Source organism: Mycobacterium sp. SMC-16, from assembly GCF_046250085.1.
Taxonomy (GTDB): Bacteria; Actinomycetota; Actinomycetes; order Mycobacteriales; family Mycobacteriaceae; genus Mycobacterium; species Mycobacterium phocaicum.
In genome coordinates this window covers 4,423,587-4,447,009 of record NZ_CP176427.1, presented here as the reverse complement: position 1 = coordinate 4,447,009, position 23,423 = coordinate 4,423,587, and the positions used below count along the sequence as shown (strand labels likewise).

Below are 23,423 nucleotides of genomic sequence, written 5' to 3'. Positions count from 1 at the left end.
TGTCAACGCTCGTTCACTCGACGACGCTCAGCGCTCCGGAGGGGCAGAGCTGCACGGCTTTCCGTGCGTTGTCCTGCTCGGCCGAGGGCACGTCATCGACCAGCAGCACCACGATGCCGTCGTCGTCCTGGTCGAAGACCGCCTCGCTGTTCATCACACAGACCCCGGCGCCGATGCAGACGTCGCGGTCGGCCTGTACCCTCACCAGGCCACCTGCAGCGACTGCAGCCCATAGATGAAGTGGAAAGAGCGGAACGCCACGTCGTCGAAAGGTTCGTCGAGGCGCAGGGTCGGAAAGCGTTGCAACAGAGCCGGAAACGCGATCTTCATCTCCATCCGGGCCAGCGGTGCGCCCAGGCAGTGATGGACGCCGTGGCCGAACGCCAGATGCCCCATGGCGCCGCGGCGGACGTCGAACACCTCCGGATTGTCGATGAAACTCGGATCGCGGTTGCCCGACGGTAGCGAGACGACCACCAGCTGGTGCGCGGGAATCTGCACCCCGGCGATCTCCACCTCGCTGGTGGTGATGCGGGGGATGCCGGAGTGCACGATCGACAGCCAGCGCAGCAGCTCCTCCACCGCCGGACTCACCGCATCGGGGTCATCACGCACCAGGGCCAGCTGATCCGGGTGCTGCAGCAACGCCAAGGTGCCGAGGCTGAGCATGTTGGAGGTTGTCTCATGGCCGGCCACCAGTAGCAGGTTGCAGATGCCCACCAGCTCGTCATCGGTGAGCTCGGACCCGTGCTCGCGCACCAGCATTCCGAGCATGTCGTCGCCGGGGGAACGCCGTGCGCCGCCCACCAGTGCGTGCATGTAAGCACGCCCGGCGCGCTGGAGTTCGAAGCGTTCCTCGATCGGGATCGACAGGTCGAGCTGGCGGCTGGTGCGGTGCTGGAAATCGTCGCGGTCGTCATACGGCACGCCCAGCAACTCGCAGATCACCAGTGACGGGATGGGTAAAGCGAAATCGGTCACGAGATCACTCGGTGGACCGGCTTTTTCCATGGCGTCCAGATGCTGGGTCACGATGTCGGTGATCCGCGGCTCCAGGCGCTTCATCCGGCGGCCGGTGAATTCGCCGGTGAGCATGCGGCGTAACCGGGTGTGCCTGGGTGGGTCCAGGCCCAGCAGGTTGCCGGACTGGGCTGCGCGTTGCTCTTCCTCGGACATCTCGGGTGCCCCGGGGACGAAGAACCCTGGCGGGCGCTCGTTGGAGAACCGTTCCGGATCGGAGAGCACCGTCTTGATGTCGTCGTGGCGGGTCACCAGGTACACCGGCATGCCGAAGGCGTTGATGACGGTGCGCACCCCCTCGTTCTCGCGGATCTCGCCGAGGGTGGGGATGGGGTCGAAGTCGACACGCTGCATGTGCAGCGGAGGTGAGGCAGGTGCCTGGGTCATGGTGTCGACGGTACGCGCGCGACATCAACGATGTCTACTTCCGGATGCTGGAGCCCCGCGAGATCACCGCCGCGATGGACTTCCCGACCGGCTACCGGATGGTCGGCACCAGGCGCGAGCAGGTGCGGCTGGCAGGGAACGCCGTCACGCCGCCAGCCGCCCGTGACCTGGTGGGTCTGGTCGTCGAAACCGTCACCGGCGAAACGCTCCAACCCACCGCCTGAGAAGCCACCCGGTGGGGTGCTCCCCCCACCCCCCACCGGGCGCCGACCCCACAGCCCAGCCACCGCAGAAACGAAGGACCGCCGCCATGAAGTACTTCTATCTCGGAACCAGCGAGGTGCGCTGGCTCGGCCAAGCCAACGTCCCGCTGTTCATCTCCCACCGCCGCCTGGCACCCCGCAAGAGCTTCCCGCGTGCGCTCACCGGATGGGCGCTGGACTCCGGCGGATTCACCGAACTATCGATGTACGGGCAATGGCGCACCACCGCCCGCGACTACAACGCCGCGGTCTGGCGCTACGACCAGGAGATCGGCAACCTCCAATGGGCCTCGCCCGGCGACTGGATGTGCGAGCCCGAACAGATCGCCCGCACCGGACTGAGCGTGCGTGAACACCAGCGCCGCACCATCGACAACTTCCAAGAATTGCAGGACCTCTGGCCCGGCCCCGACTGGGATGTGCCCTACGTCCCGGTTCTGCAGGGCTGGACGCCTGACGATTATCGCCGCTGCGTCGACATGTACTACGCCGCCGGCGTCGACCTGTCCGACTGCTTCCTCGTCGGCGTCGGCACGATGAAGCACCGCGGAAGGTCCTTGCCATCAGTCCATAACGGTGTTATGAATGTCCATAACACCGTTATGGCGAATGGAGTTGCACCGTGGACCACCATGAGAACCTCCCGTTTCCCGAGCCGTCGCACCGCAGTGCCGCGCCCGGCGCGCTCGACACGCACATCCGGGTCGGCGATGCCGACCGCGAAACGGTTTCTCACCGACTCAGCCGCGCCGTTGCCGAGGGCCGGCTGACCCTGACGGAGTACGACACCCGTCTGCAGCGGCTCTACCGGGCCGAAACCCGCGGCGACCTCGCCGACATCGTTTCGGACCTACCGCGATCCGATGCGCGGGGGGAACCGAAACAACAACGGAAGCAGTCGATTCCGGCATGGGTCGTCATCATGTGGATGCCGTGGGTCGCGGTGAACCTGCTGTGCCTCGCCATCTGGCTCGCCACCGGCGCCGGTTACTTCTGGCCGTTCTGGGTCGCCGTCCCGTGGGGCTGCGCGTTGATGATTCCCAGCGCGATCGGCGTGTTCACGAGCGGCGGCACCTACGTTGCAGGCAATTCGACGACGGCGAGTTCGGCAGCCCGGCGGCGATCCTGCAGCGCGGCGTCCCGATCCAGGCGCGCCGCGCATCGGTGGTCCTCGGCGGCCACCTGATGGGCCGCCGCATCGTGACCTTCGGAACGAAGGTTCTCGTGCACACGGGCGGCCCGGTCATGCGCACTCGCCGCCGCTTCGTGACGTTCAGCTGCCCGCAGGCAAGCTTCCAGCGCCCACTGCCGAGACTGCTGCGCCCGCCGCCCGGCCAGCTCGAGATCCTCGGCGGTGACCGGCCGGCCGGCAAGGAGCCGGGTGCGTAATCGGGCCAGTTCCAGGGCCCGTTCTCCGGCCCGCGCAGCGCGCAAATGAGGCACAAGACGACACTAGGCCCAATTGGCGGCTCCGCAAGTCCCTGCCATGCTTGACCTGCGCATCAACGGGTATACGCCGATGGTGAACGACCCGCCGCCACTTGCCGACACGACGATTCCCGACCGGCACACCGTCGTGACCGGCACCGAGACCGAGACGTACCGGTCGTTGCTGCGAACGCCGGCCACGCGCGACGAGCGGTACGCGTTGGGGAAGGCGTTGCGTAAGAAGGTGCCGCGGCGGACATTGTCGAGGTGGCCGGATGGTGCGGGGCGACCCGACCCGGTCGATCTGATCAAGGCCAGTCATGAGGGGCGGATCGAGCGGCTCATCCCGATCAGGGTCGGGCGGATGGCGGCGTCGCCGTATGGCTTCCTGCGCGGCGCCGCGGTCGTCATGGCCTGTGACGTCTCGCGACTGCCGACGACCGGAATCATGCCGGTGGTCTGCGGCGACGCGCATCTGGGCAACTTCGGGTTCTACGCCTCACCCGAACGGGACCTGGTCATCGACCTTAATGACTTCGACGAAGCGCACCCGGGCGGCTGGGAATGGGACCTGCGGAGGTTGGTGGCGAGCATCTGGGTGGCCGGACGGGAGAACGACGCCTCGGAAAGCGCCTGTGGCGACGCCGTGCAAGCGTGCGTCACGGCCTACCAGAAGGAGGTCAGGCGGCTCGCTGATCTGCCGCTGCTCGTCAGGGCCTTCAACAGGCTCAGCGTCGATCGCCTGACCACCGAAGCCGACGGGCCGCTGGAGCGGCTCGTCACCCGCTCGGCGAAGCGGGCACGACGCCGTACCGGTGATCGCGCGCTGCCGCGCTTCACCCATGAGGTCGATGGGGTGCGAAAGATCGTCGATGAACCGCCCTTGATCACCCCGCTACCGGCGCTGGAAGAGAAGCTGCTGACCAAAGCGATGGACGACTATCTCGAGACCCTGCCGCTGTACTGGCGCCGACTGGTCGGTGGCTACACGCTCTTGGACGTGGCGCAGAAGGTCGTCGGGGTCGGCAGTGTCGGGTTGCGCGCCTACGTGGCGCTGCTGGAGGGCTCGTCGCCCAAGGACGTCATCTTCTTGCAGCTCAAGCAGGCCCGGCGATCCGTCCTGGCGCGCTACGTCCATGGTGAGTCGCCGTTACATGCCCACCAGGGGCAACGCGTCGTCGAATACCAGCAGTGTCTGCAGACGGTCAGTGACCCGCTGCTGGGCTGGACCACGGTGGACGGCCGCCAGTTCTATGTGCGACAGCTGCGAAACATGAAGGGCCGCATACCTCTTGACGAGTTGGATGCCAAGATGCTGACGGGCTACGCCAGCGTGGTCGGTCAACTGCTGGCGAAGGGGCATGCCAGAACCAGTGGGGCCTCGATGATCGCCGGTTATCTCGGCCATTCCGGCCGCGTGAGCGAAGCGCTGGCCGGATTCGCCCGGCGTTACGCCGATCAAACCGAGGCCGACCACGCGGGGCTGCTCAGTGCCGTCGAACGTGGGGCACTGCCGGTCGAATACGAATGAGCTGCCGAGCCGCAGCGAGAACACCTGGGGCGCAAGGATAGTGGTGCGGACCGCAGCTACCTCGGCGTTTGTGACTCGTCACAAACGCCGGGTCTGATACTTCTGCCCTCGGTGTAGAGACGGTGGCCACCCGGGCGTCGATACTGGTTCGGACAACGGGGCAGCATCGGCGCTGCCGCAGCCACCGCACGGGGCTCGTTGATACAGGAGGGCTACAACGTGGTTGCCGCACCCGAGATTCTGATTCCGCTGGACCGGGGTGACTCCCGTCGCGTCGAGTTCGAGGGCGGCAGCATCCAGTCGCGCCTCCTCGCGCTGGCGTTGAAGGCCTCGGTCAAACCGGTGTTGACGGTCTGGGCGATGGCGCCCGGCCTGCCCTGGCCGTACCGGGCAGTCGATCACGTGGGTCGAGTGCTGCGGTCGGTCGCGGGTACCAGCAGAAAGCCCGTGAGCCTTGCGCGCTGTTCCGCCGAGACAACCCGGCCGGCGGCGATACGCGGGGACCGCTACGTGGTGTACCTGCACGGCGGCGCCTTTCTCGTCGGTGGCCGTCACCTGCACCGCCAGATGATTTCGCGGATTGCCGCGTCGCTGCAGAGCGAGGTCGTGGCGGTGGACTACCGCAAGCTGCCCCAGCACACCATCGCCGACGGTATCGAGGACTGCATCGATGCTTACCGATTCGCCCTCGGGCGCGGTGTCGCGCCGGAGAACATCGCATTCATCGGCGACTCGGCCGGTGCCTACCTGGTGTTCATCACGGCGATCTTCGCGGCCCGGCGTGGACTGCCGATGCCCGGCGCGATCGTCTCGATGGCACCGCTGGCCGACTTCGACGTGCAGGCCAAGATCGATGCGCCGTCAGGATCGACCGATGTGCTGTTCTCGAAGGCCTTCGCCCGCGCGTTCCATCAATTCGTCATGCGGCACAGCCCGCCAGCCGACGAACATCGCCTGCTCGATGCGGATCTGAGTGGGCTGCCGCCGTCGTTGATCCAGGTGAGCTCGACCGAACTTCTCAACCCCGACGCCGAGGAGTTGGCCGTTGCGCTGACGAAGGCCGGTGTGCCGCACCAACTGCAGGTGTGGCGGGACCAGGTCCACGTCTTCCAGGCCGCGGCCTCGATCGTCCCGGAAGCGGCCCGTGCGCTTCGCGAGGTGACGCAGTTCATCGAGTCGGCGTTCGCCCGGAACGGGGCGCAGGAGCAGTCCGCTTAGGTGCTCATGGCGCGGCGAATTTGAGGGCGTGCGCAACCGCGGTTCTCGTCGTCTCCTTGAGGTACTCCGGAGAGGCGCGCCTGCCGAGGGCCGCCTGGGTGATGATCATGCCCGTGACCAGATGAAAGATCGACTGCGCATCGTCGTCAGGACACTGTGACGACATCTCCCCGCTCCGGCACCCGACGCGGATCGCGTCACGCAACGGCTCGATCAATTCGTCGACGAGCGCATCGTTCTGGTCGGCGTGGCGTCCGGAACGCTCGAGCCAGACGGCCGCCAGCGCTGAGGCTCGTCCGCACCGCTCTACCGGGTAGACGTAGTCGATCATCGTCGCGGTGTACGACAGGATGCGCTCGATCGGGCAGGTGCTCTGCGTGGCCGCATGCCGCAACTGCCGTGCGGCGCTGCGAATTTCGTCGGACAGCAACTCTTGATAGTTCACCACTGGATTCACATCTCGTGCCGTAGGGATACGAAAAACTCGCGTTCGATGACCGAGGCTGCTCGAGCTAGCCGGGATTGCCCGGATCTATGTCGTCGACTGGCGCACCTGCCTGGTCGATGGTGTGGACGGTCATGGCCGCGGCCAGCAATCGGGACTGGTAGGGGTCGGTGGGGTCATAGCCGGTGATCTCCTGAATGCGCCGTAGGCGGTAGGTCAGGGTGTTCGGATGGATGAAAAGCTCTGCCGCCGCGGCCTTCCGGTCGGCGCCGTGCTGCAGATGCGATCGGAGCGCCTGGAGTAACCCCGGGTGGTCGCGCAGCGGCGCGATGTGCCGCGCGAGCAGGTCACGGGCGGGCCCGGGACGCGTCGACTGGTACTCGAAAAGGACATCGGACAGTTGGTAGATACCCGGCTCTCTGTTCAGTTGTCTTGCCAGGCAGGTGATTTCGGCGGACTCCGCAGCCGCGGCCGGAATGGCCGCCAGCGTGGCGCCGGGATGGTATGCGGCATAGATCGCGACCTCGAGTCGCTCGCTGAGCGCGTCGATCAGGGCGCCCAGGTGTGCGGCCATGACGGTGTCGTCCCGTGGTTCCACGACCTGTGCGGGCAGCAAGATCACGCCCGTGTGTCCATCGAACGTGTTGAGGATTTCGCCGGCGCCGCGCCCGTAGAACACTTGGTTGGCGAGCCGTAACCGTCGGCGCGCGGCCAACGTCTCATGGGTGGTGCGCGGTTCGTCGCCGTCCACCCGGATCGCCAACACGTCATAGCGGTCGCTGAGCTTGACACCGATTTGCTTGGCGATGATGTCGCTGCCGGGCTCGCCGTCGACGAGGTGGGCGCACAGGGCGCTCAGCTGCCGGCGCGTGGTGGCTCGGAGGACGAAATCGGAGTCCTGGTAGACCTCGGTCATCAGCACGCTGATGGTCCCGGTGAGGTCGGCGAGGTACATGCCCAGTGCGGCGATCGTTTCCGAGTCGCCCTCGGAGGCCGACTCGAGCACAATCTCCCACAGTTTCCGGATGCCGGCATGCAGCGCGGTGAACAGGAACGGCAACGGGATACCGTCCTCGGCATGTCGCTCCGCGACCGGCAGGACGAACGTCGCCGCCTCGGCACGGGTCACCCGGCGTCCTTCGGTGATCAGGTCGAGCCCGTACAGAAACCCGCCGATGATGTACGGCGTGACCTCGCCGTCGAAATGTTCGATCGGCATGGGTGTGAGCCATTCGATGGACTCGACGGCCTCATGGAGAAGCGTCGTGGCGATCTCGTCGATCCGGTCCTCGATCACCTTCCGCAACGGTGCGTCCGCCGGGATCGGCGGCAGCTCGGACGGGGACGGCACGTGCCGATTGTTATCCATCACAACGCGGTGGCGGAAGATGCCGGGACCAATCGGTCGAAGTTTTGTTTCCGGCACCAAAAGCGCGGCCCATTCTTCTCACCGCCCGCGCGGCGTGTTGGCCGTCAGAGCACGTACGGCGCGATGAGTGTCGTGGCGCCCAACACCACCACACCGATCAGGAATGCGACGACGGTGAAGCCCATGACCTGGCGGACGTTCAGTTTTGCGATGACCAGCAGGGGCAGCAGCCAGAACGGCTGAATCATGTTGGCGACGCCTTCGCCGACGGCGACCGCCATGGAGATCAGTCCCAGATACTCCGGCGACCGCTGACCGATGGCCAGCGCCGAGTCGACCGCGATGGGGCCCTGCACCGCCCAGTGCCCGCCGCCCGACGGGACGAACAGACTGATGATCAATGAGCCGATGAACGTCAGGAACGGCAGCGTGTGTTCGGTCGCGCCGTTGACGAGCGCCTCGGCCAGCAGCGTCTGCAGCGGCTTATCCGCCTTTGTCGCCTGATAACCGAGGAGCCCGACCAGGCCGCCGTACAGCGGGTACTGCAGTAGCAGCGGGCCGGACACTTTGGCGGCGCCGGTGAACGCGCGGATGAAGCGGATCGGCGTGCGGTGCAGCAAGGCGCTGGTGATCGTGAACAGCATGATCATCGACGAGATGTTCAGGGCGAACCCGCTCATCACGAAATAGGCCATGCCGGCGGCGAATACGAGGACGTTGAGGATCCAGAGGTTCTCGAGCCATTCGGCGAAGGTCTTCTTGCCGGACGCCGGCTGAGCCGGCAATCCTGTCGCAGCTCCGCTGTCCGGCTGGTTTTCGTCTTCGAACACCGCGGGGTCGGGCGCCAGACGCTGCGTCGGAGCCATGCGCCAGACCGCGAGCGCGAGCAGTGCCAGCACCGCGATCGCCGACAGCCAGCTGTACGGCTGGAAGATGGTCTGGCTCAACGGAACAGTCATGCCGGTGAGCTTGTGGATCACGTTGATGGGACTGCTGCTGTCGGTGTTGGCCAGGGCGATCGATGACGACAGTCCTTGCGTCCAGACGATGAACCCCATGAACGCGGCCGCGATCAGGTACCCGAAATGCGCGTCGGCGAAGCGTTTTGCGACCTGCCGGGCGACCAGTGCACCGGAGACCAGTCCCAGTCCCCAGTTCAGCAGGGACAGCACGGCGCTGACGGTGAAACACAGCAGCGCGCCCTGCACCTGGTTGTTCGGCTTGCCGGCGATGTGGACGATGGCCCGCTTCAGAACGGGCGCCTCGGCGAGCGTGTAACCGGTCACGAGGATCAGCACCATCTGGAAGGCGAACGTGAAGATGTTCTGCGAACCCCACACGCCGCTGTACCAGGCCTTGAGCATGCCGCTGGGGGTGGCGCCGTGCACCAGGAGGGCGACCATCCCGGCGACCAGAACAGTCAGGATGACGGCGAACAGGTACGGGTCGGGCATCAGGCGTTCGACGTAGCGGACACACAGGGCCGTGAGGGACTGCATGACGCCGCGGCGTTCGGGCTTGGTGTCCGCGCTTGTGCCCTTCGGATGTTCGCTCGTTGCCACGTGATCCACCTTCGCAATGTCTGGTTACGGCACTCATCATGGCGGGTGAGTGACGCCAGGGTGGCGCCTTTGCGCAACGGTTCCCTCGGTCCGGGCGGTCATCGCCCGACGGCCCTGTCCGAATGGGTAGTACCGGAACCACCCGGGCGGGTCCGGTACTCGGACCGATCGGGGCATGCGCCGGCCACGTCGCCGGCAATAGCGTTGTGTGCTATCAGCTTTACGCCACCGCGAACCTCAAAGACATTTTCCTGGACCAAATCTCACGAATGGAGCGAATCAATGACACAGACACTGGCCACTGAAACCGTGGCGGGACACACCGACACCATGCGGGCCGCCGTCGTCACCGACTTCGGCATGCCGCTGCAGGTGCACGACATGCAACTGCCGACACCGGGTTACGGCGAAGCCCTGGTCAAGCTCGAGACGTCCGGCGTCTGTCACACGGATCTGCATGCCGCGCATGGTGATTGGCCGGTCAAGCCGCAGCCGCCGTTCGTGCCGGGGCATGAGGGCTACGGCACGGTCGTAGCGCTCGGCGAGGGCGTGGTCGACCTGGCCGTCGGCGACAAGGTCGGTAACGCCTGGCTGTGGTCGGCGTGTGGCCGGTGCGAATACTGCCGGACGGGCTGGGAGACCCTGTGCGAAAGTCAGCGCAACGGTGGATATTCCGTCAACGGCAGCTTCGGTACCTACATGCTGGTCAATGCGGACTACGCTGCGAGGATCCCGGCCGGCGCGGACCCGCTGGAGATCGCGCCGATCCTGTGCGCCGGCGTCACCGTCTACAAGGGTCTCAAGGTCACCGACACCCGGCCCGGCCAGTGGGTGGCGATCTCGGGCATCGGCGGACTGGGACATATCGCAGTGCAATACGCCCGCGCGATGGGTCTGCGTGTCGTGGCCATCGATGTCGACGACGCCAAACTCGCACTCGCCACCCGCCTCGGCGCCGAGGTCGCCATCAATGCCCGTACCGCCGACGTCGTCGAGTCGGTGCAGCAGGCCACCGGCGGAGTGCACGGTGTCCTGGTCACCGCCGTGCACCCGCAGGCGTTCGGTCAGGCAATTGGCCTCGCCCGTCGCGGTGGCACCATCGTGTTCAACGGACTTCCGCCGGGCGACTTCCCGGCACCGATCTTCGACATCGTGCTCAAGGGACTCACCATCCGGGGGTCGATCGTCGGAACGCGGCAAGACATGGCCGAGGCGCTGGACTTCTACGCACGCGGCCTGATCAAGCCAACCGTCACCAGCGCGCGCCTCGATGACATCAACGATGTCTTCGAGCGGATGGAACACGGACAGATCGACGGCCGCATCGTCATCGACTACCGGAATGCCTAGCGGCACATAGCGGAAACCGCCCAGCTGATCTAGGCCGACGATTTATCGTCGGCCTAGATCAGTCCGCGTTTACTGGCCGCGTACACGGCCTCGGCGCGGCGGCTGACGTCGAGCTTGCGCATGATGTTGCTGACGTGGAACTTGGCGGTGGTCGCCGAGATGTACAGCTGCTCACCGATCTTGTGGTTGGACAGGCCCGCGGCGAGCAGCCGCAGCACTTCGATCTCGCGGTCGGTGAGCTTGTCGCGTTGATCGCCGCGTCCACTGAGTGAGCGGACCACCGCGGCCGCGCTGCGCGAGTCGAATGCGCTCTGCCCGGCGGAGATGGCCCGGATCGCCCGCACCAGTTCTGTGGTGTCGACATCCTTGACCACGTAGCCGCGGGCACCGGCATGCACCGCACGCACCACGAGGTCCTCATCGAGGAACGTGGTCAGCACGAGCAGGCCGAGGTCCGGGTGGGCACCAGAAAGCTTGGTGCACAAGGACAGTCCCTCGAAATCCGAACCCGCTGACAGTTTGAGGTCGACCAGCACCACATCGGGCAGCGTCGCCGCGACCATGGCCACGGCTTCGGGCTCGCTGGAGGCCTCGCCGACGACCACGAGATCGTCCTCGCGTTCCAATAATGACCGCAGGCCCTGGCGGAGGATGGCGTGGTCGTCCACCAGCGCAAGGCGGATGGTCCCGGTGCTGGTTCCTACGGTCATGGCACGACTCCTTCGCGCGGAGCTTCTTCTGGGTCCCGTGGGATGGTGGCGACAACCCGCACGCCGCCGATGCGAGACCGGCCGACGGTGAAGGTGCCGCCGTATTCGCGGCACCGCGCCAGCATGTTCGCCAGCCCGCGGTGGTGCCCGTCCAGGTCCGCGACATCGGCCAGCTGGAGCCTGAGCCGGAGTTTGTCGGGGTCACCGATGCCGTCGTCGGACACCGACAGGGTGACCCCGGTGGCGCGATAGCTCAAGCGCACGATGGCCCGTGAGGCGCGGCCGTGCATCGCGGTGTTGAACAGGGCCTCACCGGCGATGCGAAGCAGGCTCCGTTCGACGGCGCTGGGTAGTTCGGCGACATCGCCGTCGACCCGCAGTGTCACCCGCAGGTCTTTCGGCATGTGCACGGTGGCAAGCTGTTCGAGGAGCTCGGGGAGGCTGGATCGGTCAGCGTCGGAGGAATGGTTGAGCGCGTAGATGGCCGACCTCAATTGGTCGATCGCCGATCGGGTCAACGCTTTGGCGGTGTCCAGTCGTTCGGCCAGACCTGTTGGACCCGAGCGTGATTCGACCTCACTTCGGCACACCTCGATCTGCATGCCCGCCGACAGGACGGTCTGCGTGACGCTGTCGTGCAGCTCGCGTGCGATGCGGTGCCGCTCGGAGTCCAGTACCTGGTGGCGTTGTGCCGCACCGAGTTCGCGTTGCGTCGCCAGCAGCTGCGCATTGCGGGCCTCGGATTGGGCCAGCAGCGTTTGCGAGCGCTGGAACAGTTCGCAGTTCTGTAGCGCCACCGCGGTCTGACTGGCCAGGATGCGCATCACCGCCTCGTCGATACCGTCGAGCAGCCGGTGCGGCGGCGTCCACGCCGCGAACGCCCCGACGACCCCGCCGTCGAGTTCGATCGGCACGTGCGAATGGTGGCTTTCGATGACGGGCACGCGGAACTGGGCAAGCTGACCGCGCAGGACGTCGTTGAGCCGGTTCAGGACCGCGTCCGGGAGGTGCGGTACCGGATGTTTGGTACCCGACAGGCCCTCGAACGAGTATGCGTGCCCGTCGGCGTCGAGGATGAGGTGACGTGGCCGCGCCTCCGGCAGGGCGCCGTCGGCGAGCGCCAACAGCACCCATTCGGCACCGAGATGGGTACGGGCTGCCTCGGCGACGGCCCGCACCAGATTCTCGGGGCCGTTGACGGTCTGCACCAGAGCGCGCGAGATGGCGTCGAGCGCTGCGACCACCCGTTCAGTGCGTTGCGCGGCCACCCGGAACTCGGGATAGAACGTGCCTTTACCGGACCGCACACCCGTGAGCTGGTCCAGATCCGGCACGGCCGCGCGGCGCGGCACCACCGGGTTGCCGGGCAGGGTCGTCATAGCGCGGCCCGGAACAGCGCGCGCAGCTGCGCATCGTCGATGGGGCGCGGGTTGGTGGTCAGGCAGGCGTCCTGAAGGGCGTTGTGTGCCAACACCGGAACGTCGGCGTCGCGTACTCCGAGCTCTGCCAGCCCGCGCGGCACGCCGACCTGGCGGGCCAGCTCTTGGAGTCGATCGGCAAGTGCCAGTGCCGATTCCAGCTCCGGAGCGCGCTTGTCGGCGATCCCGAGGCAGGTCGCGATGGTGGCGAAGGGGGCCGGGTCGGCCTCGGCGTTGAACCGCACCACGTGGGGGAGCAGCACGCCGTTGATGACGCCATGCGGCAAGTCGAGGAGCCCGCCGACCTGATGGCTCATGGCGTGCGCGGCGCCCAGGATGGCGTTGGTGAACGCGAGACCCGCTTCCAACGCGGCCTGGGCCATCAGCACCCGCGCCGGCATGTCCTGCGGCCGTTCGATAGTGGTGACCAGGTTTTCGGTGACCATCACGACCGACCGCAGTGCGTGGTGGTCGGTCAGCTGGTTGTGCCCGAGCGACACGAAAGCCTCGATGCCGTGCGTCAGCGCATCCAGACCCGTTGCCGCATTGAGCCATTCGGGCATGGTGGTGAGCAGTCGGGGGTCGATGACGGTGATGTCCGGGACGAGGGCGCGCCCCAAAATGGTGATCTTGGTGTTGTGGGTCGTGTCGGTGACGATGCAGAACTGAGAGACGTCGGCGCCGGTGCCCGACGTGGACGGCAGCACCACCAAGGGCGGAATCGGCGCGGTCGCCTTGTCGACGCCGGCGTAGTCGAGGATGTGGCCGCCATTGGCCGCCAGGATCGCGATGCCTTTGGCGGCGTCGATCACCGAGCCGCCGCCCAACGCGATGAGCACATCGCAGCCGTGCGACCGGTAGAACTCGTGGCCGGCGGTCACCTCGTGGTCCTTGGGGTTCGGGGTCAGAGCGCTCCACACGTGTGCCTCGACGCACTGGGCACGTAGGTGCCCGACCAGCTCGGCCACCCAGCCGGCCTCGATCAGGCCGGGGTCGGTGACGAGCATGGGCCGCAGCCCGCCCAGGCGGACGGCGGCGTGCGCGGCCTCCGCCATCGAGTCGATGCCGAACACGATCTCAGGGGCATGGAACTTCAACAGCCGCGTCGGCACAGCCGTCGCCGCCGTCGTGGCCGCGATCTGCGCGGGCGCCATCACATCGAGTCTCACCAGACCCATCCCTCATCCTGTGATCCAGGTAACACGCCCAGCCTACGGCGTGCCGCCGCCGGGACCAATGTGCGCATGGACAGGTCGCTACCTACCCGATCGGGTAGGTAGCGCACGCGGTTGACGGCGGGCGCACGGTCAGCTGCGCGGGTGCGCTGTGGCGGTTTGCCGGTTCCAACCTCGGGTATCCATGCCCCAGCAGCTACGCCAGTTCGAAGAGGCCGGGACGATGCCGTATTCCGCGATCGCAGTAGCGGCGGTTGCCGCACATTTCGCCTTTCTCGGCTACCTCATCGGTGGCGGGTTCCTGGCGTGGCGGTGGCCCGTGACGATCTGGGCGCACGCGCTCATCGTCGGCTGGACCGTCATCATTCTCACCGGTGTCGTCGAGTGCCCGCTGACCACGATCGAGCGGTGGGCCCGCGACGGCGCGGGCCTGTCACCGTTGCCACGCGCCGGCTTCATCGACCACCACGTCGCGGGCGTGCTGTATCCGCACGGGTGGGGAGCCGTGGCCGAAATCATCGTGGTCGCAGCCGTTTTGGTGTCATGGCTCGGGCTGTGGCGCCGGTACAACCGAGTGCCGAGTCGTTCTCGTGGTGATTGAGCAAGGATGCCGGACGGCCGGGTGGACATTGGTGACTGCCGCGGCGGCGCCAGTGGTGTTGGTGGGGGCCGCGATTCTTGCCAGGGCCGTCCTGACGACGAGTTATGACCCGCTGTCGGAAACGTTGAGCGTTCTCGCGGGACGAGGCAGTGGTCAAGGGATCATGACGGCTGGGTTCGTGTTGAGTGCGGCCTGTCAGATCGCGACCGCGATGGGACTGCGCGTGGTGCGACTGTCCGCCCGCATCGCGCTGGCGATTGCCGGGTGCTGCGGGCTTGCCGTCGCCGCCTTTCCGGTCACGGTGAGCGCCAACGAAAGTACCCATCTGCTGGCGGCCGGGGGTGGCCTCATCGCATTGGCGCTGGTGCCGATTCTGGGTATGAGCAGCGCGGCGGCAACCCCGCTGGTGTGTCGTCCGCGCTGTGCTCTGACCGCGACGCTGGTGCTGTGCGTCCTCGTGCTGTGGGTCTATTACGAGGCCAGGCACGGCGTCTTTCTCGGCTTGGCCGAACGGCTCACCGCGGTGACCGAACTGGCGTGGCCGCTGGTCGTCGTGGTGTGTGCCAGACGCGCCGAGCAGGCAATCACCAGGCCGCTCACCGCGGCTGTGACCGGCTACGTGCCGGCGACGCCTGACAGTGCACTGTGCCGCACGCGAATGACGCTCGGCGACAGGCTATCTGCTCCGGCCGCATGACCGAAACCATTGCTGGTGTTGGCTTTTCGTCCGCCCCGAATAATCAGATGACTTCAGCGGGGGCGCCGTGATATCCGTTGGTACATGACTGATTTGACGCTGCGCTGTGTCAGCGACAGCGATGATTTCGATGCGTTCATGGCTACGTCGTACGGCGTGTTCTTGCAGGATCCGCAGCAGGACGAGATCGACCTGATGCGCGCCTTCACCGAGTACGACCGCATGTTCGGTTTCCACGACGGCACCCGTTGGGTGTCCACCGCAGGGGCTTTCGGGAAGCAGGTGGTGCTACCCGGTGGGGCGACCACGGCGGTGGCTGCCGTCACTGCCGTCACGGTGTCGTCCAGCCATCGACGCCGCGGCCTGCTCACCGCCATGATGCGCCACCAACTCGAGGACATCCGAGACCGCGGAACCGAGGCGCTGGCCATGCTGTACGCATCTGAGGCCAGCATCTATGGGCGCTTCGGTTACGGCATGGCGGTACCGGTCGCGGAGCTCTCCGGCAATGTGCGTGAACTGGGATTCCGCGCGGACGTCCAGCGAGGCGACGGCTCGGTGACGCACGTCGACGCCGAGACGTTGCTGGCCAGCGGCCCCGAGATTCACCAGCGAGCGATCGCACAGCGGCCCGGTCTGATGGAGCGGCCGGGTCCGTGGTGGGACAACTGGATCCACGACAACGAGGTGCGGCGCAAGGAGTTCGGCAAGCTTCGCTTCCTCCTGCACCACGAGGCCGACGGTACCGCCAGCGGATTCGCCATCTACCGGCCCAAGGTCAACTGGAGCGACCGCGGGCAGCCCGACAGCGAGATCCGGATCCAAGAAGTGGTGGCCACCAATCCCCATGCGTACACGGAGATTTGGCGCCATCTCCTGGATATGGATCTGATCAGGACCGTCGCATACGACGGTGCCGCAGTCGATGAGCCGCTCCTCGGCCTGGTGGCCGACCGGCGCGCGCTCGCCTGCCAGGTCAGGGACGGCATCTACGTACGCCTGGTGGATCTGCCTCGGGCCCTGGGTTTGCGCCGCTACGCCGCTCCGGTCGACGTGGTGCTGGACATCGCCGATGAGTTCTGTCCGTGGAACACCGGCCGGTGGCAGCTACGTGGCGGACCTGATGGCGCCGAATGCGAAAGCACCACGGCGCCGGCGGATATCGCCATGTCGGTACGTGATCTCGGCGCCGTATACCTCGGCGGGGTTGGCCTGCAGGCGCTGGCGAATGCAGGATCCGTTCGTGAGCTCACCCCGGGTTCGGTGCACTGCGCCGCTGTCGCCTTCGGCTGGCCCATCGCTCCGGGTGTGCCCGACGATTTCTAGCGATTACGCGGTGCGCCTGGATACCAGGCGCACCGCGGGATCCACGGCGGCGAGTGCCTGCCGCAGTACATCGACCTCGTCAGCCCTGACCTGTGTGACGAAGTGGACCAGGGCTGCGTGCCGGTCGCTCTGCTCGGCGGCTTGTCCGAGCGCGTCGACCATGAGGCCGGCCACCAGCTGATCACGGCTGCGCGACGCGACGTAGCGGTGTGCCCGATCATCGCGGAGTTGGCGGACCACGCCCTTGCCGGCGAGTCTGCGCAGCACCGTCATGACGGTGGTGTACGCGAGTTTGCGTTCGGCGCAGATGGCGTGATGGACCTCGCGAACGGTCTGTGGCCCGTCCGCGTCCCAGAGGTGATCCATCACCTCGCGTTCCAGATTGCCCAAGTGCCTCAGCATGGCCATCGTCCGTCCCTCTCTGGCGCCCTTTGGGATCTAGTCGCACGGGAGGCCGCTGAGTTCCCGCGGACCAGGACATCTGGTGTTCGAACAAAGTTTCGAATACTCTGATGTGGTGGGTTGGCACAATGGGCCGCCGAGCTGGGCGGAGATGCAGCGGGTGCTCGAGGGTAAACCTCGGGTGGCCGGCGCTTCCCCCGAGTCGCCGGCCGACGGCGGTGACAGCCCGGCGTGGTCGCGTAAGCGCGGTGACTATCGGCCGGTCAACCGCCCGGCGCGGCCGGGAACGGCGGTGCCGTATGCCGAGCTGCACGCCCACTCCGCGTACAGCTTCCTGGACGGCGCCAGTACGCCGGAGGAGCTGGTGGAGGAGGCTGTCCGGCTGGATCTGCGGGCCATCGCACTGACCGATCACGACGGGCTCTACGGTGTCGTGCGTTTCGCCGAGGCCGCCAAGGAACTCGACATGGCGACGGTTTTCGGCGCCGAACTGTCGCTCAGCAACACTCCGCGCACCGAGTTGCCCGACCCGCCCGGGCCGCATCTGCTGGTCCTGGCCCGCGGGCCCGAGGGGTATCGGCGGCTGTCGCGGGAACTGGCCCGGGCGCATCTGGCCGGCGGCGAGAAGGGGGTGCTGAGTTACGACCTGGACGCCCTCACCGAGGCCGCGGGCGGGCACTGGCAGATCCTCACCGGCTGCCGTAAAGGCCATGTGCGCCAAGCCCTGTCGTCAGGTGGTACGGAAGCGGCGGACGCGGCGCTGGCCGATTTGGTGGACAGGTTCGGCGCGGACCGGGTGACCATCGAACTGACCCACCACGGGCATCCGCTCGACGACGAACGCAATGCGACGCTGGCGGAGCTGGCGCCGCGGTTCGGCATCGGCGTCGTCGCCACCACCGCCGCGCATTTCGCCGCGCCGTCGCGGGGAAAGCTGGCGATGGCGATGGGCGCCATCCGGGCCCGCAACTCGATGGATGAGGCCGAAGGCTGGCTGGCCCCGCTGGGCGGGTCGCACCTGCGGTCCGGGGCGGAGATGGCCCGGCTGTTCGCCCACCACCCGGGTGCGGTGACGAACGCTGCCGAACTGGGGGAGCAGTGTGCGTTCGAATTGCGTTTGATCGCACCGAAATTGCCGCCGTTCGACGTGCCGGAAGGGCATACCGAGATCAGTTGGCTGCGTGAGCTGGTGGCGGAGGGGGCGGCCCGTCGCTACGGCTGGAAACCGGACGCGGACCGGGAGAAGGCGTACCGGCAGATCGAACACGAGCTCAAAATCATTGAGCAGCTGGAGTTTCCGGGCTATTTCCTGGTGGTGCACAGCATCACCGAGTTCTGCCGGAACAGTGACATCCTGTGTCAGGGCCGGGGGTCGGCCGCCAACTCGGCGGTCTGTTACGCACTGGGGATCACGAACGTCGACCCGGTGGCCAACGAGCTGCTGTTCGAACGGTTCCTGTCCCCGGCGCGCGACGGCCCGCCGGACATCGACATCGACATCGAATCGGACCTGCGCGAGAACGTCATCCAGTTCGTCTACGAGAAGTACGGCCGGGACTACGCCGCGCAGGTGGCCAATGTCATCACCTACCGCGGTCGTAGCGCGGTACGGGACATGGCTCGGGCCCTGGGGTTTTCACAGGGGCAGCAGGATGCCTGGAGCAAGCAGATCAGCCGGTGGAACGGACTGGCCGACTCGCCGGACGTCGAGGACATCCCCGCGGCGGTGGTCGACCTGGCGTTGCAGATCAGGAATCTGCCGCGGCACATGGGAATTCACTCCGGCGGCATGGTGATCTGCGACCGGCCGATCGCCGACGTCTGCCCGGTGGAGTGGGCGCGGATGGAGAACCGCAGTGTGCTGCAGTGGGACAAGGACGACTGTGCCGCAATAGGTTTGGTGAAGTTCGACCTGCTCGGGCTGGGCATGCTCTCGGCCCTGCACTACATGATCGACCTGGCCCGGGAGCACATGGGTATCGAGGTGGATCTGGCCAAGCTGGATCTGACCGAGCCGGCGGTGTACGAGATGCTGCAGCGCGCCGACTCGGTCGGGGTGTTCCAGGTCGAGTCCCGGGCCCAGATGGCCACGTTGCCGCGGCTGAAACCCAAGAAGTTCTATGACCTGGTGGTCGAGGTGGCACTGATCCGGCCCGGCCCGATCCAGGGCGGCTCGGTGCACCCGTACATCCGGCGGCACAACGGACTGGAGGACGCGACCTGCGAGCACAAGTCCATGGAAGCGGCACTGACCAGGACGCTCGGGGTGCCGCTGTTCCAGGAGCAGCTCATGCAGCTGGCTGTCGACTGTGCTGGGTTCACCCCGGCCGAGGCCGATCAGCTGCGGCGGGCCATGGGGTCCAAACGGTCCACCGAACGGATGCGGCAGCTGCGCGGACGGTTCTACGACGGCATGCGGGAACTGCACGGCATCACCGGGCCGACAGCCGAGCGGATCTACGAAAAGCTCGAAGCCTTCGCCAATTTCGGTTTTCCGGAGAGTCATGCGCTGAGTTTCGCGTCGCTGGTGTTCTCCTCGTCGTGGTTCAAGCTGCACCACCCCGCGGTGTTCTGTGCGGCATTGCTGCGGGCCCAGCCGATGGGCTTCTACTCGCCGCAGTCGCTGGTGGCCGATGCCCGCCGGCACGGGGTGCTGGTGCACGGGCCGGATGTGAACGCCAGCCTGGCGTACGCGACGTGCGAGAACCGCGGCACCGAGGTGCGGCTGGGACTGGGGACGGTCCGGCATATCGGGGACGAGTTGGCCCAGCGCATCGTCGACGAACGAAATGCCAACGGGCCGTTTGCCTCTCTGCTCGACCTGACCGGGCGGGTGCAGCTGTCGGTACCCCAGGCCGAGGCGCTGGCGACGGCAGGCGCACTGGGATGCTTCGGCATCACCAGGCGGGAGGGGTTGTGGGCGGCCGGAGCGGCGGCCGCGGAACGCCCCGACCGGTTGCCCGGCGTCGGGTCGGCCGGCGGCATACCGGCGCTGCCCGGCATGACGGAACTGGAACTGGCGGCCGCCGATGTGTGGGCCACGGGTATCTCGCCGGACAGCTACCCGACGCAGTTCCTGCGGGAAGGCCTCGACGCGCTGGACGTGGTGCCCGCGAACAAGCTGCTGGAGGTGCCCGACGGCACCCGCATCGTGGTGGCCGGCGCGGTGACGCACCGGCAACGTCCGGCCACCGCGCAGGGGGTGACGTTCATCAACCTGGAGGACGAGACCGGCATGGTCAACGTGCTGTGTGCACCAGGGGTGTGGTCCCGCCATCGCAAGCTGGCGCAGACAGCGCCGGCGCTGTTGGTGCGCGGCATCGTGCAGAACGCCAGTGGGGCGGTCACCGTGATCGCGGACCGGATGGGCCGGCTCGACCTGCGGGTGATGGCGAAATCCCGGGACTTCCGTTGAGGGAGATTCGGCAGGCGGCGCTTTGGCGGTTGAGTGTGCGTCCTGGCTGAGAGGTACTCGTACAACTCCGCCCAGGATGCAGGGTCAACTCGATTTCAGCGCTCAGAACCACTGACCCTGACCTGAGGGCACACCCCACTCGAACAAATGCGCCGTAGGTGCAAGGTCAACGCGGAATCCCAAGCGTCGACCGCATATCGACCGACCGAATCACCCTGATGACGGGCTGACCACCAGACGAAGTGGGTAATTTTGCCAATTTCATTGACATAATCCCCGATTTGTAAAAAGCTGGATCTATGGCAGCGGCACGCTGTCGAGTAGTGTTACCGAGACCGCCGGTACCGCAAAATTGACCGCGCATCCGTGATCGACTCAGGAGAGCCAGTATGCCCGCACCGTCCGCGCAGGTTTTCGATCGTCTGCGTCAACTGGCCGCCATTGAGAACATCGACGCCCGGCCGACCCGCACCATCGACGAGGTCTTCACCGGTAAGCTGCTGGCCACCATCCCGGTCGCGACCGCCGAAGATGCTGAGAAGGCGTTCGCCAAAGCGCGTGCCGCCCAGCGTGATTGGGTCAAGCGTCCGGTCGCCGAGCGGGCCGCGGTGATCGCGCGCTACCGCGACCTGGTTCTAGAGAACCGGGAATTCCTCATGGACCTGCTGCAGGCCGAAGCCGGCAAGGCGCGGTGGGCGGCCCAGGAAGAGATCATCGACCTGTTCGCCAACGCGGACTACTACGCCAAGGTCGCGGCCAAGCTGCTCAAGCCGCGCCGCGTCGCGCCGCTGCTTCCGGGCCTGAACCGGACCACCGTCGCCTACCAGCCCAAGGGTGTCGTCGGCGTCATCTCGCCGTGGAACTACCCGATGACGCTGACGGTCTCCGACGCCGTCCCCGCCCTGCTCGCGGGCAACGCCGTGGTGCTCAAGCCGGACAGCCAGACCCCGTACTGCGCGCTGGCCTGCGCCGAGCTGCTGTACCGCGCCGGTCTGCCGCGGGCGCTCTACGCCGTGGTCCCCGGACCGGGCTCGGTTGTCGGCACCGCGATCGCCGACAACTGCGACTACCTGATGTTCACCGGCTCCTCGGCCACCGGCAGCCACCTCGCCGAGCACGCCGGTCGTCGCCTCATCGGGTTCTCCGCCGAACTCGGCGGCAAGAACGCGATGATCGTCGCCCAGGGCGCCAACCTCGACAAGGTGGCCAAGGCCGCCACCCGGGCCTGCTTCTCGAACGCCGGCCAGCTCTGCATCTCGATCGAGCGCATCTACGTCGAACGCGACATCGCCGACGAGTTCACCCGCAAGTTCGGTGACCAGGTGCGCAAGATGCAGCTCGGCACCGCCTACGACTTCAGCGTGGACATGGGCAGCCTCATCTCCGAGGGCCAGCTCAAGACCGTCTCCGGTCACGTCGACGACGCGAAGGTCAAGGGCGCCAAGGTGATTGCCGGTGGCAACGCCCGCCCGGACATCGGCCCGCTGTTCTACGAGCCGACTGTCCTCACCGACGTCACCTCCGACATGGAGTGCGCCAACAACGAGACCTTCGGCCCGCTGGTGTCGATCTACCCGGTCGCCGACGTCGATGAGGCCATCGCCAAGGCCAACGACACCGAGTACGGGCTCAACGCCAGCGTGTGGGCCGCCTCCATCGAGGAGGGCGAGCAGATCGCGTCGCGCCTGCGGTCCGGCACGGTCAACGTCGACGAGGGTTACGCCCTGGCCTGGGGCAGCCTCGGCGCACCGATGGGCGGCATGGGCATCTCGGGTGTGGGCCGCCGGCACGGTGCCGAGGGTCTGCTGAAATACACCGAATCCCAGACCATTTCGACGTCCAAGGTGCTCAACCTCGACCCGCCGTTCGGCCTGTCGAAGTCGCTCTGGCAGAAGTCGCTGGTGCCGATCGTGCGCGCAGTGACGAAGCTGCCCCGGCACTGACGGGCACCGAGCCCGCCGCCACCAGGGTGCCGGCGGGCCGGCGGTAATGTGCGGCTATGACGCTGAACCTCACCGCTGACGAAGTGCTGACCTCGACTCGATCGGTGCGTAAGCGACTCGACTTCGAGAAGCCCGTGCCGCGCGAGGTGATCATGGAGTGTCTCGATCTGGCGCTGCAGGCGCCGACCGGCTCCAACAACCAGGGCTGGCAGTTCGTCTTCGTCGAGGACGAGGCCAAGAAGAAGGCGCTGGCCGACATCTACCGCACCAACGCCACCCCGTACCTCGCGATGGACGCACCGCAGCGCGGCGACATGCGTGACGACCGGGCCGGCGCGGTGAAGAGCTCGGCGGAGTTCCTCAACGAGAACTTCGAGAAGGCGCCGGTGCTGATGATCCCGTGCCTGGAGGGCCGGCCCGACCGCGCCGAGGCCGGCATGCAGGCCTCGTACTGGGGCTCGCTGCTGCCGGCGGTCTGGAGCTTCATGCTCGCGCTGCGCTCGCGCGGACTGGGCTCCGCGTGGACGACACTGCACCTGCTCGGCGACGGTGAGCGGAAGGCGGCCGAGCTCCTGGGCATCCCGTTCGAGCGCTACACGCAGGGCGGACTGTTCCCCATCGCCTACACCAAGGGCACCGATTTCAAGAAGGCCCAGCGACTGCCGGCCGAGCAGCTCGCCCACTGGGACACCTGGTGAGCTGAGGCGTCGGCTCGGTCAGATGCCCTCGGCGAAGCCGAGCTGACGCCACGCCTCGTACACCGCGACGGCCGCGGCGTTGGACAGGTTCAGCGACCGCCGGCCCGGGATCATCGGGATCCGGACCTGCTGGGTGATGTGCGGGTCGGCGAGGGTCTCGGGGTCCAGGCCGGTGGGCTCGGGGCCGAACATCAACACGTCGTTCCCCTGGTAGGCCACGTCGGCGAACGACGAATTCGCGTGCGCGGTAAAGGCGAACACCCGTGCCGGCAGGAGTGCCTGCCAGGCGGTCGGCAGATCGGGGTGCACCGTCACCGATGCCAGATCGTGGTAGTCCAGCCCCGCACGACGCAGTTTCGGCTCGGACAGGTCGAAGCCGAGCGGCTCGACCAGATGCAGCTCGGCGCCGGTGGCGGCGACCATCCGGATCGCATTGCCGGTGTTCGGCGCGATCCGGGGTGAGTA

At 66.9% G+C, this 23,423-nt stretch carries 23 protein-coding genes; 12 read left to right on the top strand and 11 right to left on the bottom strand.

Going from position 1 to position 23,423, the window contains the following annotated elements:
• Window positions 1–13: 13 nt before the first annotated feature.
• Window positions 14–205, bottom strand: coding sequence for a ferredoxin (locus ACJEIK_RS21520; protein ID WP_024447868.1), 192 nt, complete (start codon window positions 203–205; stop codon window positions 14–16).
• Entirely contained in the window at window positions 202–1,407 is a 1,206-nt protein-coding gene (locus ACJEIK_RS21515; protein WP_029372483.1) for a cytochrome P450, read from the bottom strand. Before ACJEIK_RS21515 ends, ACJEIK_RS21520 begins: the two co-directional genes overlap by 4 nt.
• Here ACJEIK_RS21515 and ACJEIK_RS21510 point away from each other — a divergent pair.
• The 3 genes from ACJEIK_RS21510 (at window position 1,395) to ACJEIK_RS21500 (ending at window position 2,856) form a co-directional block, all read left to right on the top strand.
• Window positions 1,395–1,631: a hypothetical protein gene (locus ACJEIK_RS21510; RefSeq protein ID WP_406802507.1), complete on the top strand. Its 237-nt coding sequence runs from the start codon at window positions 1,395–1,397 to the stop codon at window positions 1,629–1,631. The genes ACJEIK_RS21515 and ACJEIK_RS21510 overlap by 13 nt on opposite strands.
• Window positions 1,632–1,717: 86 nt before the next feature.
• Window positions 1,718–2,440 (top strand): hypothetical protein, encoded by a 723-nt coding sequence (locus ACJEIK_RS21505; RefSeq protein WP_406802508.1) that lies wholly within the window; start codon window positions 1,718–1,720, stop codon window positions 2,438–2,440.
• Window positions 2,368–2,856: a DUF1707 domain-containing protein gene (locus ACJEIK_RS21500; protein ID WP_409431739.1), complete on the top strand. Its 489-nt coding sequence runs from the start codon at window positions 2,368–2,370 to the stop codon at window positions 2,854–2,856. The genes ACJEIK_RS21505 and ACJEIK_RS21500 overlap by 73 nt, the downstream gene beginning before the upstream one ends.
• On the opposite strand, the gene ACJEIK_RS21495 is transcribed toward ACJEIK_RS21500, so the two are convergent.
• Window positions 2,745–3,113: a hypothetical protein gene (locus tag ACJEIK_RS21495; RefSeq protein ID WP_409431792.1), complete on the bottom strand. Its 369-nt coding sequence runs from the start codon at window positions 3,111–3,113 to the stop codon at window positions 2,745–2,747. The genes ACJEIK_RS21500 and ACJEIK_RS21495 overlap by 112 nt on opposite strands.
• A 76-nt stretch (window positions 3,114–3,189) precedes the next feature.
• Between ACJEIK_RS21495 and ACJEIK_RS21490 the strand changes: the two genes are divergently transcribed.
• Window positions 3,190–4,629 (top strand): DUF2252 domain-containing protein, encoded by a 1,440-nt coding sequence (locus ACJEIK_RS21490; RefSeq protein ID WP_406802530.1) that lies wholly within the window; start codon window positions 3,190–3,192, stop codon window positions 4,627–4,629.
• Between the two features lie 219 nt (window positions 4,630–4,848).
• Window positions 4,849–5,847, top strand: a complete 999-nt coding sequence (locus ACJEIK_RS21485) for an alpha/beta hydrolase (protein ID WP_406802509.1) — start codon at window positions 4,849–4,851, stop codon at window positions 5,845–5,847.
• 4 nt (window positions 5,848–5,851) lie between these two features.
• On the opposite strand, the gene ACJEIK_RS21480 is transcribed toward ACJEIK_RS21485, so the two are convergent.
• The 3 genes from ACJEIK_RS21480 to ACJEIK_RS21470 form a co-directional block, all read right to left on the bottom strand.
• Window positions 5,852–6,304, bottom strand: a complete 453-nt coding sequence (locus ACJEIK_RS21480; protein WP_406802510.1) for a hypothetical protein — start codon at window positions 6,302–6,304, stop codon at window positions 5,852–5,854.
• A 55-nt stretch (window positions 6,305–6,359) separates the two neighbouring features.
• Complete coding sequence (locus ACJEIK_RS21475; RefSeq protein WP_409430253.1) at window positions 6,360–7,643, bottom strand: PucR family transcriptional regulator; 1,284 nt, start codon at window positions 7,641–7,643, stop codon at window positions 6,360–6,362.
• A gap of 122 nt (window positions 7,644–7,765) precedes the next feature.
• Window positions 7,766–9,160: a TIGR00366 family protein gene (locus ACJEIK_RS21470; RefSeq protein WP_409431738.1), complete on the bottom strand. Its 1,395-nt coding sequence runs from the start codon at window positions 9,158–9,160 to the stop codon at window positions 7,766–7,768.
• A gap of 345 nt (window positions 9,161–9,505) precedes the next feature.
• Between ACJEIK_RS21470 and adhP the strand changes: the two genes are divergently transcribed.
• Window positions 9,506–10,573: an alcohol dehydrogenase AdhP gene (adhP, locus tag ACJEIK_RS21465; protein WP_064860860.1), complete on the top strand. Its 1,068-nt coding sequence runs from the start codon at window positions 9,506–9,508 to the stop codon at window positions 10,571–10,573.
• A gap of 53 nt (window positions 10,574–10,626) precedes the next feature.
• Here the strand turns inward: adhP and ACJEIK_RS21460 are convergent, their stop codons facing one another.
• The 3 genes from ACJEIK_RS21460 to ACJEIK_RS21450 are packed head-to-tail and all read right to left on the bottom strand — an operon-like array spanning window position 10,627 to window position 13,855.
• Window positions 10,627–11,283: a MadR family response regulator transcription factor gene (locus ACJEIK_RS21460; protein WP_064860859.1), complete on the bottom strand. Its 657-nt coding sequence runs from the start codon at window positions 11,281–11,283 to the stop codon at window positions 10,627–10,629.
• Complete coding sequence (locus tag ACJEIK_RS21455; protein WP_064860858.1) at window positions 11,280–12,662, bottom strand: MadS family sensor histidine kinase; 1,383 nt, start codon at window positions 12,660–12,662, stop codon at window positions 11,280–11,282. The genes ACJEIK_RS21460 and ACJEIK_RS21455 overlap by 4 nt, the downstream gene beginning before the upstream one ends.
• Window positions 12,659–13,855, bottom strand: a complete 1,197-nt coding sequence (locus ACJEIK_RS21450) for an iron-containing alcohol dehydrogenase (RefSeq protein ID WP_061007035.1) — start codon at window positions 13,853–13,855, stop codon at window positions 12,659–12,661. Before ACJEIK_RS21450 ends, ACJEIK_RS21455 begins: the two co-directional genes overlap by 4 nt.
• 205 nt (window positions 13,856–14,060) lie before the next feature.
• On the opposite strand from ACJEIK_RS21450, the gene ACJEIK_RS21445 reads away from it, so the two are divergent.
• From ACJEIK_RS21445 to ACJEIK_RS21435, 3 genes are all read left to right on the top strand, one after another.
• Window positions 14,061–14,477 (top strand): DUF2784 domain-containing protein, encoded by a 417-nt coding sequence (locus ACJEIK_RS21445; protein ID WP_237163051.1) that lies wholly within the window; start codon window positions 14,061–14,063, stop codon window positions 14,475–14,477.
• On the top strand, window positions 14,467–15,174 hold the full coding sequence (locus tag ACJEIK_RS21440; RefSeq protein ID WP_409430252.1) for a DUF998 domain-containing protein: 708 nt from the start codon (window positions 14,467–14,469) through the stop codon (window positions 15,172–15,174). Before ACJEIK_RS21445 ends, ACJEIK_RS21440 begins: the two co-directional genes overlap by 11 nt.
• An 84-nt stretch (window positions 15,175–15,258) precedes the next feature.
• Window positions 15,259–16,500: a GNAT family N-acetyltransferase gene (locus ACJEIK_RS21435; RefSeq protein WP_133428127.1), complete on the top strand. Its 1,242-nt coding sequence runs from the start codon at window positions 15,259–15,261 to the stop codon at window positions 16,498–16,500.
• Window positions 16,501–16,503: 3 nt separating this feature from the next.
• Here ACJEIK_RS21435 and ACJEIK_RS21430 read toward each other — a convergent pair whose 3' ends face one another.
• Window positions 16,504–16,908 (bottom strand): BlaI/MecI/CopY family transcriptional regulator, encoded by a 405-nt coding sequence (locus ACJEIK_RS21430; RefSeq protein WP_133428128.1) that lies wholly within the window; start codon window positions 16,906–16,908, stop codon window positions 16,504–16,506.
• A 109-nt stretch (window positions 16,909–17,017) separates the two neighbouring features.
• On the opposite strand from ACJEIK_RS21430, the gene ACJEIK_RS21425 reads away from it, so the two are divergent.
• The 3 genes from ACJEIK_RS21425 to ACJEIK_RS21415 all read left to right on the top strand — a co-directional run bounded on the left by ACJEIK_RS21425 (window position 17,018) and on the right by ACJEIK_RS21415 (window position 22,958).
• Window positions 17,018–20,317, top strand: coding sequence for an error-prone DNA polymerase (locus tag ACJEIK_RS21425; RefSeq protein ID WP_409430251.1), 3,300 nt, complete (start codon window positions 17,018–17,020; stop codon window positions 20,315–20,317).
• 389 nt (window positions 20,318–20,706) lie between these two features.
• On the top strand, window positions 20,707–22,260 hold the full coding sequence (locus ACJEIK_RS21420; RefSeq protein ID WP_409430250.1) for a succinic semialdehyde dehydrogenase: 1,554 nt from the start codon (window positions 20,707–20,709) through the stop codon (window positions 22,258–22,260).
• 56 nt (window positions 22,261–22,316) lie between these two features.
• Window positions 22,317–22,958, top strand: a complete 642-nt coding sequence (locus tag ACJEIK_RS21415) for a nitroreductase family protein (protein ID WP_061007030.1) — start codon at window positions 22,317–22,319, stop codon at window positions 22,956–22,958.
• Between the two features lie 18 nt (window positions 22,959–22,976).
• Here the strand turns inward: ACJEIK_RS21415 and ACJEIK_RS21410 are convergent, their stop codons facing one another.
• Window positions 22,977–23,381 carry a tRNA (cytidine(34)-2'-O)-methyltransferase gene (locus tag ACJEIK_RS21410; RefSeq protein WP_061007069.1) on the bottom strand — a complete coding sequence of 135 codons (405 nt, stop codon included), beginning with the start codon at window positions 23,379–23,381 and terminating at the stop codon, window positions 22,977–22,979.
• Window positions 23,382–23,423: the final 42 nt, after the last annotated feature.